The following is a 14,745-nucleotide window of genomic DNA, read 5'->3' on the forward strand; positions in this document are numbered from 1 at the left end:
GCGCGTCGGGGAGATTCCCGGACCCGGGCTCCGGTGTGGGGCGGCTCCGGGACACGGGTCGGGGGTCGGCTCGTTCAGGGCGTCAGCGTCAGGTATCCGCGCTCGGCGGCCTCCTGGAGCACCCACTGGTCCCGGTACCAGCCGGCGGTGGTGACCAGATCGGCGTGCCGCCCCCGCTGGACGATCCGGCCGGCGTCCAGGACCACGACCTCGTCCATCCCGGACAGGCCGCTGAGCCGGTGGCTGATCAGCAGCACGGAGTGCCCGGCGGGGGTGGCTGCCAGCACTCCGGCGAGTACCGCGTCGGCGGCGACCGGGTCGAGACCCTCGGTCGGTTCGTCCAGCACCAGGACGCCGGGCGCGGCGAGCAGTGCCCGGGCCAGCGCGAGCCGCTGCCGCTGCCCGCCGGAGAGCTGACCGCCCTCCTCGCCGACCATGGTGTCCCAACCGTCGGGCTGTTCCGTCACCCAGTCCAGCAGGCCGGCGGCGCGGGTCGCCGCGGCCAGCTCGGCCTCGTCCGCGTCGGGCCGGCCCAGCAGCAGGTTCTCCCGCACCGACGCGTGGAAGACGTACGCCTCGGCGAACAGGCCGCCGATCGCCCGGGGCAGTTCCTCGGGCGGGTACGCCGACACGTCCCGACCGGCCAGGGTGACCCGGCCGGTGTCGGGTCGTACCGCCCCGGTCAGCACCGCGGCCAGGGTGCTCTTGCCGGCGCCGCTCGGCCCGACGACCGCGATCCGGCGGCCGGCGGGCAGGTCGAGGTCGAATCCGGCGAGGGCGGGCGCGGCCCCCTCCCGGTACCGGACGACGACCCCGTCGAACCGCACGTCGCGCGCCGCCGCCCCCACGCCCCCCGGGCCATCGGCGGCCACCAGGCCGCCGTCCCCCGGAGCACCGCCGTCCCCCGGAGCACCGCCGTCCCCCGGAGCACCGCCGTCCCCCGGAGCACCGCCGTCCCCCGGAGCACCGCCGTCCCCCGGAGCACCGGCGACTGCCGGGCCAGCGGCGGCCCCCGGGCCGGCCGCGCCGGTGGGGTCGTCGAGCAGGGCGGCGACCCGGGACAGGCCCGCGCGGAGCTGGGTCCACTGTCGGGCCGCGCCGACCAGCGCCAACGTGATCTCCACCGCGGCGAGGGTGCCGACGGCGAGCACCCCCACCAGCACCCCGGCCACGTCGGCGCGGAGGGCGGCGAGCACCACCCCGGCGGCGGTCAGTCCGGCCACCAGCACCCCGGCAGCGTCCACCGCGAATCCGGTCGCGGCGAGCCGGCGCTCCAGCCGGGCCAGCCGGTCGGCGCGGCGGGTCGCGGCCCTCAGTGCCTGGCCGGTGGCCCCGAAGGCGGCCAGGTCGGCGGCACCGTGGGTGAGGTCGACGGCGTCGGTGGCGAGCGCCCCGCGCAGCGGTGCCACCTCGTCGGCGGCCCGACGGGTCAGCGCGGTGGCCAGCACCGGCAGTGCCACCCCGGTGACCAGCAGCCCGACCGCGAGCACCCCGGCCGAGGGCAGCGAGATCAGGGCGGCCCCACCGACGGCGAGCACCCCGACCAGGGCGGCTGCCGCCCCGGGCACGAGCACCCGGAGCAGCAGGTCCTGCACCGCCTCGACGTCGGAGACCAGCCGGCTCAGAGCGTCCCCGGTGCGCTGGCCGGCCGGGGTGGGCCGGGCGGCGAGGGTGGCGAAGACCCGGGCCCGGACGTCGGTGACCAGGCGGAGCACGGCGTCGTGTCCGGCGAGCCGTTCGGTGTAGCGCAGCACGCCCCGGCTGACCGCCAGCGCCCGGACGGCCACGATGGCGACCGTCAGCCGGTCCAGCGGTGGCTGGCCGGCGGCGCTCATCAGCAGCCAGGTGGCGGTGGCCATCAGGGCCAGTCCGGCGAGTTCGGTGGCCGAGGCGAGGAGTCCGGCCCTGAGCAGTCGGCCCAGGTACGGCCGGGCCAGCCGCAGCACCACCCGTTCGGGCCGCGCGGCAGGGACGGGTCCGGGGTTCATCGGCGGGCCTCCCGCGCCAGGGAAGGGGCGGGTCGGGTCGGCGTGACGGAGGCGGGTCGGGCGCTCATCGGCCGGCCTCTGCGGCCGGGGTCAGCTCGGTCACCCGCCCGGCGGCGACGTGCAGGACCCGGTCGGCGTCCGCCAGGAGGGCCGGCCGGTGCGCCACCAGCAGGGCGGTGCGACCGGCCACCAGCCGCCGGGTGGCCGCCAGGACGATGGTCTCGCTGGCGGTGTCCAGCCGGGCGGTCGGCTCGTCGAGCAGGACGAGCGGGGCGTCCCGGAGGAAGGCGCGGGCCAGGGCGACCCGCTGCCGTTGACCGCTGGACAGCCCGTGGCCGCGCTCGCCGAGCAGGGTGCCCAGCCCGTCGGGCAGGGCCGTCACCACGTCGTCCAGCGCGGCGTCGGTGACCGCGCGGGTCAGGGTGGCGTCCGGGGTGTCGGGGGAGCCCAGCCGGATGTTGTCGGCAAGCGTGGCGGCGAAGAGGTGGGCCCGCTGCGGCACCCAGGCGATCTGCCGACGCCAGTCGTCGGGGTCGACGTCGGCCAGGTCGACCCCGGCGACGGTGATCCGGCCGGCGGTGGGCGTGACGAAGCCGAGCAGCAGGCCGAGCAGGGTGCTCTTGCCGGCGCCGCTCGGCCCGACGACGGCGATCCGTTCGCCCGGTCGGATGGTGAGTGTGACGTCCCGCAACGCGGTGGTCCGCTCGTAGGCGACGGTGACGTCGGTGAACACGATCTCGCCCGCCCCGGACGGCGTACCGACGCGTGCCCCGACCCCCGCCGGGCCGGCCGGCACGCCGGCGGCGGGGCCCTCGGTCGCCGCACCGGCCGGGCCGGTGGTGACGGCGGAGACGGTCAGCGCCTCGTCCAGCGCGGTGAGCCCTTCCATGCTGGCGTGGAAGCGGCTGCCGGCGGCCCGCAACGGCAGGTACGCCTCCGGGGTGAGCAGCAGCACCAGCAGCGCGGTGGCCAGGGTGATGCCGCCGTCGAGCAGCCGGATGCCGACCGGCACCGCGACCAGCGCCACCGACAGGGTGGCGACCAGTTCCAGCACCAGCGCGGAGAGGAAGGCGATCCGCAGGGTCTTCATGGTGGCGATCCGGTGCCCGTCGGCCATCCGGCGGACCACCTCGGTCTGTGTCCGGGCCCGGCCGAACGCGCGCAGGGTGGGCAGCCCGGCCACCATGTCGAGGAAGTGCCCGCCGAGCATCGACAGCCGCCGCCACTGCCGTTCGGTGGCGGCCTGGGCCTGCCAGCCGAGCAGCGCGCCGAAGACCGGGATCAGCGGGATGGTGAGCACGATGATCAGGGCCGAGCTCCAGTCGGCGAAGACCAGCCGGGCCAGCACGGCGGCCGGCACGGTGACGCTGAGCACGAGCTGGGGGAGGTAGCCGGTGAAGTAGGCGTCCAGCGCGTCGAGGCCGCGCCCGGTGAGTGTGGCGAGCTGGCCGGCCCGCTGGCCGGCGACCCAGCCGGGCCCGTGCCGGCCGACGGCGGCCAGCAGGTCGGCGCGGAGGGTGGCCTTCACGGTGGCGGCGGCCCGTGCGGCGGCGGTGCCCTGCCCCCAGGTGACCAGGGCCCGACCGCCGACGGCGGCGACGAAACCGGCCAGCGCGGTGGTGTCCAGCCGGCCGTCGATGGCGGTCGCGAGCACCGTGGCCAGGGCGGTGGCCTGCGCGACGACCAGCAGCGCGGTGAGCCCGCCGAGGGCGGCGAGCACGGCGAGGTCGCGCCGGGCCGCGGGGACCCGGCGCAGCAGACGCGGGTCGAAGGGACGGCGGTTCACCAGTACACCGGTGCCCTGCCGTCGGTCCGTCCCCGGAACACCCACCAGCACATTGCCTGGAAGCCTAGTAGGGCCGGCAGGAGGGGCAGCAGCAGCCAGCCCAGCAGCTGCAACGTCGGCCCGCTGGCCGCCGCGTCGGTGACGCCGACGGTGGCCGCCGGGTCGACCGTGGAGACCAGCACGGCCGGCCAACGGGCCACCCCGACCAGCGCCACCGGCAGCGCCAGGGCCGTGCCGGTGGCGGCCAGGGCCACCCCGGGCCGGCCCCGGTGCAGCGCCGCGCGGGCCGCAACCAGCGCCCCGACCAGCGCCACCAGCAGCAGTACGGCGGGAAGCGGCTGGCTGGTCGCTGCGCGTACCCGGTCGGAGAGCAGGCCCAGCGCGGCGGCCGTGGTGACGGCGGCGAGCGACCCGACGAGCAGCCGGCGGGCCAGCCGGGCGGTCACCGGGGCGTCGGCGGTCGGCAGCCGCAGCGTGAGGAAGGTCGCACCGTGCGCGGCGACGAGGACGAGCAGGGCGAGCCCGGTGGCGGCGACGAACGGGGTGGCCAGGTGGCTCTGCCCGGCGACGTGACCGTAGGTGTCGATCGGCAGGCCCTGGAGCAGCCCGGCGAGCAGGGCACCCCAGCCGAACACGGCGAGTGCGCTGCCGACCACGACCACCCGGTCCCAGCGCCGGCGGGCGGCCGGCCCGGTCGGCCGACTGCGCTGCTGCACCCCGGCCGTGACCAGGATCACCCCGGCCAGCGCTCCGGCCACGGCGGGGTAGTAGCCGGAGAGGAGTTCGCCCTCCAGGGTGGGGAAGACGCCGAAGAGGATGCCGACGGCGGCCACCAGCCACACCTCGTTGCCGAGGAAGAAGGGGCCGAGCGCGGTGAGCCCGGCGCGGTGGGCGGCCGGGGTGTCGCGCCGGGCGAGCAGCAGCCCGACGCCGTAGTCGTAGCCGGCGAGGACGAGGTAGCCGGCGAAGAGGAGACCGAGCAGGGCGTACCAGAGGAGGGGCATCGGGGTCCTCTCAGGCGAAGGTGCGGGCTGGCCGGGGTTCGTCGTCGTCGAGGACGCCGGGCGGGCGGCCGAGCGCCGGGTCGGTGGCGCCCCGGGCGGCGTGCCGGGCGAGCAGCGTCCAGTTGGTGACGGCGAGGGTGCCGAGCAGCAGGCTGAAACCGATCAGCGAGGCGAGCATCAGGCCCGGGTCGACGTCGGAGACGGCCCGGTCGGTGGGGAGCAACCCGTACGCGGCCCAGGGCTGCCGGCCGACCTCCCGGGCGAGCCAGCCGAGGATGACCGCGACGAAGGGCAGTGGCAGGGCGCACAGGGTCAGCCAGAGCGGGAAGCGCAGCCGGATCACCAGGTCCCGCCAGAGCAGCGGCAGCAGCAGCCAGACGCAGCCCAGGGTGAACCCGATGAGGATCATGAAGCCGAGCCCGACGTTGGACAGCACCGGCGGGGTGTAGTCACCGGGGCCGAACCGGGTGGTCCACTCGGCGATCCGGGCGTCGGCGGTCGGGCCGGCGTCGAACTTGGTGGGTTGCAGCTCGCCGACCGGGCCGAACTGGGCGAAGCCGAACCCCTGCACCAGGCTGACCGACAGGGCGGCGGTGACCAGCCCGATCCGCAGCGAGGTGCGGTGCAGGGCGAAGTCGGCGGTCCGTCGGATCAGGTGCCAGGCGCTGACCGAGGCCATCAGCATGCCGCCGGTGAGCAGGCTGGCGGCGATCACGTGGCCCAGCGCCATGCCGAGGGTGGGGTTGGTGAGCAACGCTCCGAAGTCGGTCAGGTGGGCGACCCCGTCACGCACCCGGTAGCCGACCGGGTGCTGGAGCCAGGCGTTCGCCACCATGATCCAGAAGGCCGAGGCGTACGCGGTGAGCGCGACCCCCCAGAGCAGCGCCAGGTGTACGCCGCGCCGCAGCCGGTGCCAGCCGAAGATCCACATGCCGAGGAACGTCGACTCCAGGAAGAACGCCACGAGCGTCTCGATCGCCAGCGGGGCCCCGAAGACGTTGCCGACGTAGCGCGACAGCCCGCTCCAGTTCAGCCCGAACTGGAACTCCAGCAGGATGCCGCTGGCGATGCCGAGCACGTAGTTGATCACGTAGAGCTGGCCCCAGAACCGGGTCAGCCGTTCCCACTGCGGGTTGCCGGTGACGAACCAGGCGGTCTGCATGCCGACCAGCAGGGTGACCAGCCCGAGGGTGACCGCCACGAAGAGGAAGTGGATCGAGGTGGTGGTGGCGAACTGGAGGCGCGCGAGGAGCAGGGTGTCCATGACCGCTCTCTAAACGTAGTCCCGCTTGTCGTAGGAAGCCTACACGTAGCCTCGCTACCTATGCATCCGCGCGGCATCGCCGCCGACTCCGGCGGACGGGACGGATCAGGCAGGCAGGGCGCGGTCGGCGGGGCAGGGCGCAGCCGATCCAGCCGGGTGGCCGTGGTCCGGCGGCGTGCGGCGGTCCGGCGGCGTGCGGTCGGTCCGGCCGGCTGCGGTCAGCTCAGGAAGAGGGAGATCGGGAGGGCGGCCAGGGTGGTGGTCACCGCCAGCGCGGCGGCCCCGAGCAGCCGGGGCGGCCGGTCGGCGACCAGCAGCCGCTGCATCCGGACGTCGAGGTCGCGGTCGCCCATGCCGAGCGCGCCGGCCGGGGTGACCCGGTGCCCGGCGGCGGCGAACCGGCGCAGCGCACCCGCCAGTGGGGCGTCGGCGTGCAGCTCACGGGCCTTGTCGTCGGCCCGCATCTCGACCAGCAGGGCCACCCGCTCGTGGGCGGCGCGGACCCACCGGAACCACGGCAACGCCCGGCACAGCGCGGTGAACGGCAACAGCACCAGGTCGTGGCGCTCCTGGGCGTGCGCCCGCTCGTGGGCGAGCACCGCCGCCAGCTCGGCCCGGTCCAGCAGGCTGAGCGTGCCGGCGCTGACCACCACCCGGGGGCGCACCCCGGGCAGGCAGTACGCGGCGGCGCCGGGGTGGTCGAGGACCAGTGCGCCGGGAATCGTCGGGTCCCGGCGGGCGACCAGGGTGAGCAGGTCCCGGTGCCGACGCTGGGCGGTCACGGCGGCGTGCACGCTACGGACGGTGGTGCCGAGCAGCACCGCGCCGATGCCGAAGCCGACCCCGACCAGACCCAGGTGGACGGCGGTCACCCCGGCCGGCAGGGTGCCGTGGAGCAGGTCGTCGGCGAGGGCCAGCAACGCCCCGCCGGTCGGCCGGTCGTACGCGGTCAGCCCGAGCGCCATCGGCAGGCCCATCGCGGACAGGCCGAGGGCCAGCCCGACCGCCTGCCAGCAGACGATCGCGACCCGGGGGGCCCGCCACGTCCAGGTGGAGCCGGCCAACACCTGCGCGGTCAGCCAGCAGGCCAGGATCGCCCCGGCGAAGTGCACGGCGTACGCCATGGTGGCCGCCCTACCGGTCCGTCGCCTCGTCGGCGGTCCGGGCCCGGCCGGTGCGGGGGTCCCCGACCCGGTCGGTCAGCCCGGCCTCGTGCCGACCCGTCGTGGAGCTGGTCGGCCGGGGTGGCGGTCCGGAGCCGGTCGCACCGGCGTCGGGTCCGGCCGGGGCGGGGCCGGTCAGCCCCGCCTCCACGCCGAGCGCCGCCCGCAGCACCTCGGCCTCGGTGCCGGTCACCGAACGGGCGAAGCGCACCAGCGCGGCGTCCCGGCTGCCGCCGAGGTCGAGGGCGTCGAGCATGAGCCGGGCGATGTGCGCCTCCCGGCTGGCGGCGGCCCGGTAGCGCCAGGCCCGCCCCTCGCGTTCCCGCTGCACCATGCCCTTGCCGGCGAGCCGGTCCAGCACGGTCATCACCGTCGTGTACGCCAACTCGCGCCCGTCCAGCGCCTCGGCGACCTCCCGCACGGTCACCCCGTCCGACGTGCCCGGGACCACGTCCCACAGCACGTCCATCACCGCCCGCTCAAGATCACCCAACCGCGTCACCAGGCAATCCTACCCCCGGTAGTACGACCGGCTGTCGGACCATCGGGCGGGCCGACGCCCCGGCCGCCCATGCCGCCCCGGCCCACCGGCGACCCGGCCGGTCAGACCCCCTTGGGGTGCCAGACCGTCTTGGTCTCCAGCAGCGCGGTCATCCGGCCCAGGCCCGGGTCGCCCGCCCAGTCGTGGTCGGCCGGGACCGGCCGGAGCACCCGCTTGAGGTTCTCCGCCGCCCCGGCCTCCAGCTCGGTCGCCAACTCCCGGTCGGTCACCCCGGCCAGGTCGATCGCGTTGACGTCCAGGTGCGCGGCGAGCGTCGGCGCGGTCTCGGTGATCCGGCCGGTGAGCAGGTTGACCACCCCACCCGGCAGGTCCGAGGTGGCCAGCACCTCGGCCAGGGTCACCGCCGCCAACGGGGCCGACGGGGAGGCCGCCACCACCACCGTGTTGCCGGTGACGATGGCCGGGGCGATCACGCCGACCAGACCGAGCAGCGCCGGGGACTCGGGTGCCACCACGGCCACCACCCCCGTCGGCTCGGGCGCGGACAGGTTGAAGTAGGGCCCGGCCACCGGGTTCGCGCCGCCGTACACCTGGGGGAGCTTGTCGGCCCAGCCGGCGTACCAGACCCAGCGGTCGACCGCCGCGTCCACCTCGCCGCCGGGGACGCCGAGCGCCACGAACTGCTCGCGGCGGCCCTCCAGCATCTCGGCCACCCGGTAGAGGATCTGACCCCGGTTGTACGCGGTCGCCCCGGACCACCCCTTGACGGCGGCGCGGGCGGCGACCACGGCGTCCCGCGCGTCCTTGCGGGAGGCCAGTGACACGTTCGAGTCCTGCACGAGATACGACCGTCCCGACTCGCTGCGCGGGAACTTCCCGCCGATGAAGAGCTTGTACGTCTTGCGTACCGCGACCCGCTCAGACATTGAGGTACCCCTCCAGCCCGTGCCGGCCACCCTCGCGGCCGTAGCCCGACTCCTTGTAGCCGCCGAACGGCGAGGTCGGGTCGAACTTGTTGAACGTGTTGGCCCAGACCACCCCGGCGCGCAGCCGGTCGGCGGTCCACAGGATGCGCGAGCCCTTGTCGGTCCAGATCCCGGCCGACAGCCCGTACGGCGTGTTGTTGGCCTTCTCCACGGCCTCGGCCGGGGTGCGGAAGGTCAGCACCGACAGCACCGGGCCGAAGATCTCCTCGCGGGCGACCCGGTGCGCCTGGGTGACCCCGGTGAAGATCGTCGGCGCGAACCAGAACCCCCGCTCGGGCAGCTCACACGGCGGCGACCAGCGCTGCGCCCCCTCGGCCGCCCCGGCGTCGGACAGTTCCCGGATGCGGGCCAGCTGGGCGGCCGAGTTGATCGCCCCGACGTCGGTGTTCTTGTCCAGCGGGTCACCGACGCGCAGCAGCGCCATCCGCCGCTTGAGCGCGTCGAGCACCTGCTCGGCGACGTTCTCCTGGACCAGCAGCCGGGAACCGGCGCAGCAGACGTGGCCCTGGTTGAAGAAGATGCCGTTGACGATCCCCTCGACGGCCTGGTCGACCGGCGCGTCGTCGTAGACGATGTTGGCGGCCTTGCCGCCCAGCTCCAGGGTGACCTTCTTGCCGGTGCCGGCCACCGACCGGGCGATGGCCTTGCCGACCTCGGTGGAGCCGGTGAAGGCGACCTTGTCCACGCCCGGGTGTTCCACCAGCGCCCGGCCGGTGTCGCCCGCGCCGGTGACGATGTTGACCACGCCGGCCGGCAGGTCGGCCTGCTGGCAGATCTCGGCGAACAGCAGCGCCGTCAGCGGGGTGGTCTCGGCGGGTTTGAGCACCACCGTGTTGCCGGCGGCGAGCGCCGGGGCGACCTTCCAGGCGAGCATGAGCAGCGGGAAGTTCCACGGGATGACCTGCGCGGCCACCCCGAGCGGTCGCGGGTCCGCGCCAAAGCCCGCGTACGGCAGCTTGTCGGCCCAGCCGGCGTAGTAGAAGAAGTGGGCGGCGACCAGCGGCAGGTCGACGTCCCGGGACTCCCGGATCGGCTTGCCGTTGTCCAGCGACTCCAGCACCGCCAGCTCACGGGAGCGTTCCTGGACGAGCCGGGCGATCCGGTACAGGTACTTGGCCCGGTCCCGGCCGGGCATCGGACCCCACACCTTGTCGTACGCCTTGCGGGCGGCGCGGACCGCGCGGTCGACGTCCTGGGCGCCGGCCCAGGTGACCTCGGCGAGCACCTCCTCGGTGGCCGGGTTGACCGTCTTGTCGAGGTTCTCGCCGTCGACGAACCTGCCGTCGATGAACAGACCGTAGGACGACCTGATGTCGACGATCGCGCGCGACTCGGGCGCAGGGGCGTATTCGAACATCATGCTCAGTCCAGGGTGAAGTAGTCGGGACCGGAGTAGATGCCGGTCGTCAGCTTGGTGCGCTGCATGAGCAGGTCGTTGAGCAGGCTGGACGCGCCGAACCGGAACCAGTCCGGGCTCAGCCAGTCGCCGCCGACGGTCTCGTTGACCATGACCAGGTACTTGATCGCGTCCTTGGTGTTCTTGATCCCGCCGGCCGGCTTGACGCCTACCTGCCGCCCGGTGGCGGCCCGGAAGTCGCGAACCGCCTCCAGCATCACCAGGGTCACCGGCAGGGTCGCGGCGACCGGGACCTTGCCGGTGGAGGTCTTGATGAAGTCGCCGCCGGCCAGCATCCCCAGCCAGGAGGCCCGCCGGACGTTGTCGTAGGTGGCCAGTTCGCCGGTCTCCAGGATCACCTTGAGGTGGGCGTCCCCGCAGGCCTCCTTGGTGGCGACGATCTCGTCGTAGACCTCCTGGTAACGACCGGCCAGGAACGCGCCCCGGTTGATCACCATGTCGATCTCGTCCGCACCGGCGGCGACGGCCGCCCGGGTGTCGGCGAGCTTGACGTCCAGCGGCGCCTGCCCCGACGGGAACGCGGTCGCCACGCTGGCCAGGTGCACGGCGCTGCCGCGCAGCACCTCCGCCACGTGCGGCACCATCGCCGGGTAGACGCAGACCGCGCCGACGTGCGGGCAGGTCGGGTCGGCCGGGTCCGGGCGCAGCGCCTTGGCGGCCAGGGCGCGCACCTTGCCCGGGGTGTCGGCCCCCTCCAGGGTGGTCAGGTCGACCATCCGGATGGCCAGGTCGATCGCCTGCGCCTTGGCGGTGGTCTTGATCGAGCGGGTGCCGAGCTGTGCCGCCCGCTGCTCCGCGCCGACCTGGTCCACCCCGGGCAGGCCGTGCAGGAAGGTCCGCAACGCGGTCTCGGATCGCCCCAGCTCGGACAGGTCCGACCGGGCCGACGTCGTTGTCGCCGTCATGCCCCGAATACTACGCAGCCGCCAGTCGGGTGATCCTGGTCACAGCGTCCCCGATCGGTGGGCCAGCCGTCGGCCTGGGCACCGCCGCAGGGTTCGGTGGGCCGGGGTGCCACGGTTGACTGCGGGTGGGGCGGCCTGGCCCGGCGGGCACGGGTGAGCCGCGTCGCCGCCCGCCGCGCACCCGTACTGCCGGCGGGCCGGGACCGGTAGGTTGAGCGATCGTGGACGTACACGTCATTGACCACCCGCTCGCCCAGTCGCGGCTGACCGCCATGCGGGACGCCCGGACCGACTCGTCGTCGTTCCGGGCCGCGCTGCACGAACTCACCACCATGCTGGTGTACGAGGCCGCGCGCACCTTCCCCGTCGAGAAGTACCCGGTGCAGACCCCGGTCACCGGTGCCGAGGGGACCCGGTTGGCGAACCCGCCGCTGCTGGTGCCGGTGCTGCGGGCCGGCCTCGGGATGGCCGACGCGGCGCTCGGGCTGCTGCCGGAGTCGTCGATGGGCTTCGTCGGCCTGGCCCGCGACGAGGAGACGTACGAGCCGCGCGCCTACATGGAGTCGCTGCCCCGGGACCTCGCCGGCCTGCCGGTGCTGGTGCTCGACCCGATGCTGGCCACCGGCGGTTCGCTGGAGCACTGCTGCCGGCTGCTCGCCGACCGGGGCTGCACCGACATCACCGTGCTCTGCGTGCTCGCCGCGCCGGTCGGCATCGCCCGGCTGGAGCGGTCGGGGCTGCCGTTGCGCCTGGTCACCGCGTCGATCGACGAGGGGCTGAACGACAACATGTTCATCGTGCCGGGCCTTGGCGACGCCGGTGACCGCCAGTTCGGCGGCATGCCCCGGTTCTGACCGGCCCATCTCGCGGCGGCATGCCCCGCTCCCGGCTCGCCCCGGCGTGCGGCCGGCATGCCTCGCCCCGGCGTGCGGCCGGCATGCCCCGCTCAGCTCGCGGTGGCATGCTCCGTTTCCGGCCCGCCCAGCTCCGGTGTCTCCGGGCTGAGCTGGCGGGTGGTCGGCAGGTCGCGGGCGAGTGGTCGGGTCGGTCGCGGGGGTTGCCTTCCCACCCAGAGCGAGTCGGTGAGCGCGGGGTGCGTTCAGGCGCTACCGTCTCGGGCCATGACTGGTGTTGCGCTGGCCGAGGAGTTGCTGCTCCTCGCGTATGACGATGAATCCGGCAAGGCGACCATGCCCCGGATCAGTCTTGACCTGGGGATGGCCGCCGCCGTCCTGGTCGAGCTGGCCCTTGCCGGCCGGATCGCGTACGTCGACGGGAACCTGGTGGTGACCGACCCGACGCCGGTCGGCGAGCCGATCCTGGACGGGGTGCTGGGCCGGATGGCCGCCGACACCCCGCACAGCCCGTCCTCCTGGGTGCAGCGGCTGCGGCACGGCCTGCGCGACCGCATCCTCGGCGACCTGGTCGACCGTGGCGTGGTGCGTGACGTCGAGGAGACCGAGCTGGACTTCATCGTGGTGCACCGCTACCCGACCACCGACCCGTCCGTGGAGCAGGACAGCCGGCGGCGGCTGGCCGAGGCGCTGGCCGGCGAGCAGTTGCCCGACGAGCGGACGGCGGCGCTGGCCACGCTGGTTGCGGTGCTGCGGATGGAACCGGCGCTCGGCCTGACCGGCAGCGCGGCGCAGGACGCCCGGCGTCGGCTGGAGGAGATCGCGGGCGGGGCCGGTTTCTCCGGCACGATCAGCCTGGAGGAGTCGGTGGTCCGCCCCTCGGTGGCCCTGGTCGTCACCGCCCTCGGTCAGGCCGTCGACCACGCACTCGGCAAGCGCGCCGTGAGCTGACCGCCACCACCGCACGCGACCCCGCTGGTCGCGGAGGAGCCTCGCAGTTTCCTGGTTGTAGTGGCATCCATCCCGCTCGGATGCCACTACAACCAGGAAACTGAGTCGATCATGCAGTGCGGTGCGTGGCGGGCAATGCGGTGTGGTGCGTGGCGGGAATGCAGCGCAGTGCGTGGCGGAGAATGCGGCGCGGCGCGTGGTGGGCGGGGTCAGATGCCGAGGGCGGTGGCGATCTCGGTGCGTAGCGTGGTGAGCGCCGCCGCCGCCCGGGTGCGGGCCGCCGGCACGTCCCCGTCCGCGACCGGCTCCACCACCTCCAGGTACGCCTTGAGCTTCGGCTCGGTGCCCGAGGGGCGGATCACCACCCGGGCGGCGGCGGTACGCAGGATCACCACGTCGGCGGCGGGCAGCAGGTCCTGCGCCTCGGTGACCGGTGCACCGAGCAGCGTGGTCGGGGTGGCCGCCCGGACCCGGGCCATCGCGTCGGCGATGATCCGCAGGTCGTCCACCCGGACCGACAACTGGTCGGTCTGGTGCACGCCGAACTCGGCAGCCAGCTCGTCCAGCCGGTCGGTCAGGGTGCGCCCCTGCGCCTTCAGCCCGGCGGCCAGCTCGGCGACGGTCAGCGCGGCGGTGATGCCGTCCTTGTCGCGTACGTGCTCGGGGGCCACGCAGTAGCCGAGGGCCTCCTCGTAGCCGTACGCCAGCGGCGGCGTCCCACCCCCGGCCCGGACGATCCACTTGAACCCGGTCAACGTCTCGTCGTACGCCCGGCCCCGGGCCGCGCACATCGCCCGGAGCAGGGACGACGACACGATCGTGGTCGCGTACAGGCCGTCGACGCCGCGCCGCATCAGGTGGTCGGCGAGCAGCACCCCCACCTCGTCCCCGCGCAACATCCGCCACCCCGTCCCGGTGCCGGCCGGCTCGCGGACCACCACCGCGCAGCGGTCGGCGTCCGGGTCGTTGGCGATCGCCAGGTCGGCGTCGGTGGCGTCGGCGAGGGCCACCAACCGGTCCACCGCGCCGGGCTCCTCCGGGTTGGGGAAGCTGACGGTGGGGAAGGCCGGGTCCGGTTCCGCCTGGTCGGGCACCACCCCCGGGGTCGGGAAACCCGCCCGGGCGAAGGTCGCGGTCAGCACCGCCGCCCCCACCCCGTGCAATGGCGTGTACGCCACCCGCAGGTCACGTGGTCCGCCCGCTTCGATCACCGCGACGGCCCGTTCCACGTACGCGGCGACCAGGTCGTCGCCGAGCACCTGGCCGGGCGGCCCCAACGGCACCTGCGCCAGCGAGCCGACCGCCCGGATGGCCGCCTCGATACCGGCGTCGGCGGGCGGCACGATCTGCGCCCCCGTGCCGAGCGCCCCACCGAGCTGGGCACCCAGATAGACCTTGTAGCCGTTGTCCTGCGGCGGGTTGTGGCTGGCCGTCACCATCACCCCGGCCACCCCGCCGAGCCTGCGCACCGCGTACGCCAGCACGGGGGTGGGCAGCGGCCGGGGCAGCAGCAGCGCCGGCCGGCCCGCGCCGGTGGCGACCTGGGCGGTGCGCTCGGCGAACTCCCGGGAACCGTGCCGGGCGTCGTACCCGATCACCAGCGGACCCTCGCCGCCCTCGGCGGCGAGCCAGCCGACCAGCCCGGCCGCCGCCCGGGTGACCACCGCGAGGTTCATGCCGTTCGGCCCGGCGCGCAGCGGGCCGCGCAGCCCGGCCGTGCCGAAGGTCAGCGGGCCGGCGAACCGGTCGGCCAGCTCCGGCGCGCTGGCCGGCAGCCGGTCGAGCACGGCCCGCAGCTCGTCCCGGCTGGCCGGGTCGGGGTCGTCGTCGAGCCAGCGTCGAGCCTGGTCGCGCATCCGGTCGAGGTCAGTGCTTTCCGCCACCATTGCCTCTTGATAGCACGACGGCGGATCACCGCGTCCGGT

12 protein-coding genes are annotated in these 14,745 nt (G+C 74.9%); 2 read left to right on the top strand and 10 right to left on the bottom strand.

Going from position 1 to position 14,745, the window contains the following annotated elements; all coding sequences use genetic code 11:
- Nucleotides 1–74: 74 nt before the first annotated feature.
- From AB0C22_RS19215 to deoC, 9 genes are all read right to left on the bottom strand, one after another.
- Nucleotides 75–1,988: an ATP-binding cassette domain-containing protein gene (locus AB0C22_RS19215; protein ID WP_357536201.1), complete on the bottom strand. Its 1,914-nt coding sequence runs from the start codon at nucleotides 1,986–1,988 to the stop codon at nucleotides 75–77.
- A 64-nt stretch (nucleotides 1,989–2,052) separates the two neighbouring features.
- Nucleotides 2,053–3,774 carry a thiol reductant ABC exporter subunit CydD gene (gene cydD / locus AB0C22_RS19220; protein WP_219466981.1) on the bottom strand — a complete coding sequence of 574 codons (1,722 nt, stop codon included), beginning with the start codon at nucleotides 3,772–3,774 and terminating at the stop codon, nucleotides 2,053–2,055.
- Nucleotides 3,771–4,778 (bottom strand): cytochrome d ubiquinol oxidase subunit II, encoded by a 1,008-nt coding sequence (locus AB0C22_RS19225; protein ID WP_357536204.1) that lies wholly within the window; start codon nucleotides 4,776–4,778, stop codon nucleotides 3,771–3,773. Before AB0C22_RS19225 ends, cydD begins: the two co-directional genes overlap by 4 nt.
- A gap of 10 nt (nucleotides 4,779–4,788) precedes the next feature.
- Nucleotides 4,789–6,042, bottom strand: a complete 1,254-nt coding sequence (locus AB0C22_RS19230; RefSeq protein WP_219466987.1) for a cytochrome ubiquinol oxidase subunit I — start codon at nucleotides 6,040–6,042, stop codon at nucleotides 4,789–4,791.
- Between the two features lie 218 nt (nucleotides 6,043–6,260).
- Nucleotides 6,261–7,166, bottom strand: a complete 906-nt coding sequence (locus AB0C22_RS19235) for a M56 family metallopeptidase (RefSeq protein WP_219466989.1) — start codon at nucleotides 7,164–7,166, stop codon at nucleotides 6,261–6,263.
- Between the two features lie 10 nt (nucleotides 7,167–7,176).
- Nucleotides 7,177–7,707, bottom strand: coding sequence for a BlaI/MecI/CopY family transcriptional regulator (locus AB0C22_RS19240; RefSeq protein WP_357536206.1), 531 nt, complete (start codon nucleotides 7,705–7,707; stop codon nucleotides 7,177–7,179).
- Between the two features lie 101 nt (nucleotides 7,708–7,808).
- Nucleotides 7,809–8,633, bottom strand: a complete 825-nt coding sequence (locus AB0C22_RS19245) for an aldehyde dehydrogenase family protein (RefSeq protein ID WP_219466992.1) — start codon at nucleotides 8,631–8,633, stop codon at nucleotides 7,809–7,811.
- Nucleotides 8,626–10,050, bottom strand: a complete 1,425-nt coding sequence (locus tag AB0C22_RS19250; RefSeq protein ID WP_357536349.1) for an aldehyde dehydrogenase family protein — start codon at nucleotides 10,048–10,050, stop codon at nucleotides 8,626–8,628. Before AB0C22_RS19250 ends, AB0C22_RS19245 begins: the two co-directional genes overlap by 8 nt.
- 5 nt (nucleotides 10,051–10,055) lie before the next feature.
- Complete coding sequence (gene deoC, locus AB0C22_RS19255) at nucleotides 10,056–11,015, bottom strand: deoxyribose-phosphate aldolase (protein ID WP_219466994.1); 960 nt, start codon at nucleotides 11,013–11,015, stop codon at nucleotides 10,056–10,058.
- A 221-nt stretch (nucleotides 11,016–11,236) separates the two neighbouring features.
- Between deoC and upp the strand changes: the two genes are divergently transcribed.
- Both upp and AB0C22_RS19265 read left to right on the top strand, forming a co-directional pair.
- Nucleotides 11,237–11,869 (top strand): uracil phosphoribosyltransferase, encoded by a 633-nt coding sequence (upp, locus tag AB0C22_RS19260; protein ID WP_208568623.1) that lies wholly within the window; start codon nucleotides 11,237–11,239, stop codon nucleotides 11,867–11,869.
- Between the two features lie 267 nt (nucleotides 11,870–12,136).
- Nucleotides 12,137–12,820, top strand: coding sequence for a GPP34 family phosphoprotein (locus AB0C22_RS19265; RefSeq protein WP_208568622.1), 684 nt, complete (start codon nucleotides 12,137–12,139; stop codon nucleotides 12,818–12,820).
- Between the two features lie 209 nt (nucleotides 12,821–13,029).
- Here AB0C22_RS19265 and AB0C22_RS19270 read toward each other — a convergent pair whose 3' ends face one another.
- A complete protein-coding gene (locus AB0C22_RS19270; protein WP_357536209.1) occupies nucleotides 13,030–14,706 on the bottom strand; it encodes a phospho-sugar mutase in 1,677 nt (558 codons plus the stop codon).
- Nucleotides 14,707–14,745 lie beyond the last annotated feature (39 nt).

Source organism: Micromonospora sp. NPDC048894 (assembly GCF_040649765.1).
In the GTDB taxonomy this organism is placed as follows: domain Bacteria; phylum Actinomycetota; class Actinomycetes; order Mycobacteriales; family Micromonosporaceae; genus Micromonospora; species Micromonospora antibiotica.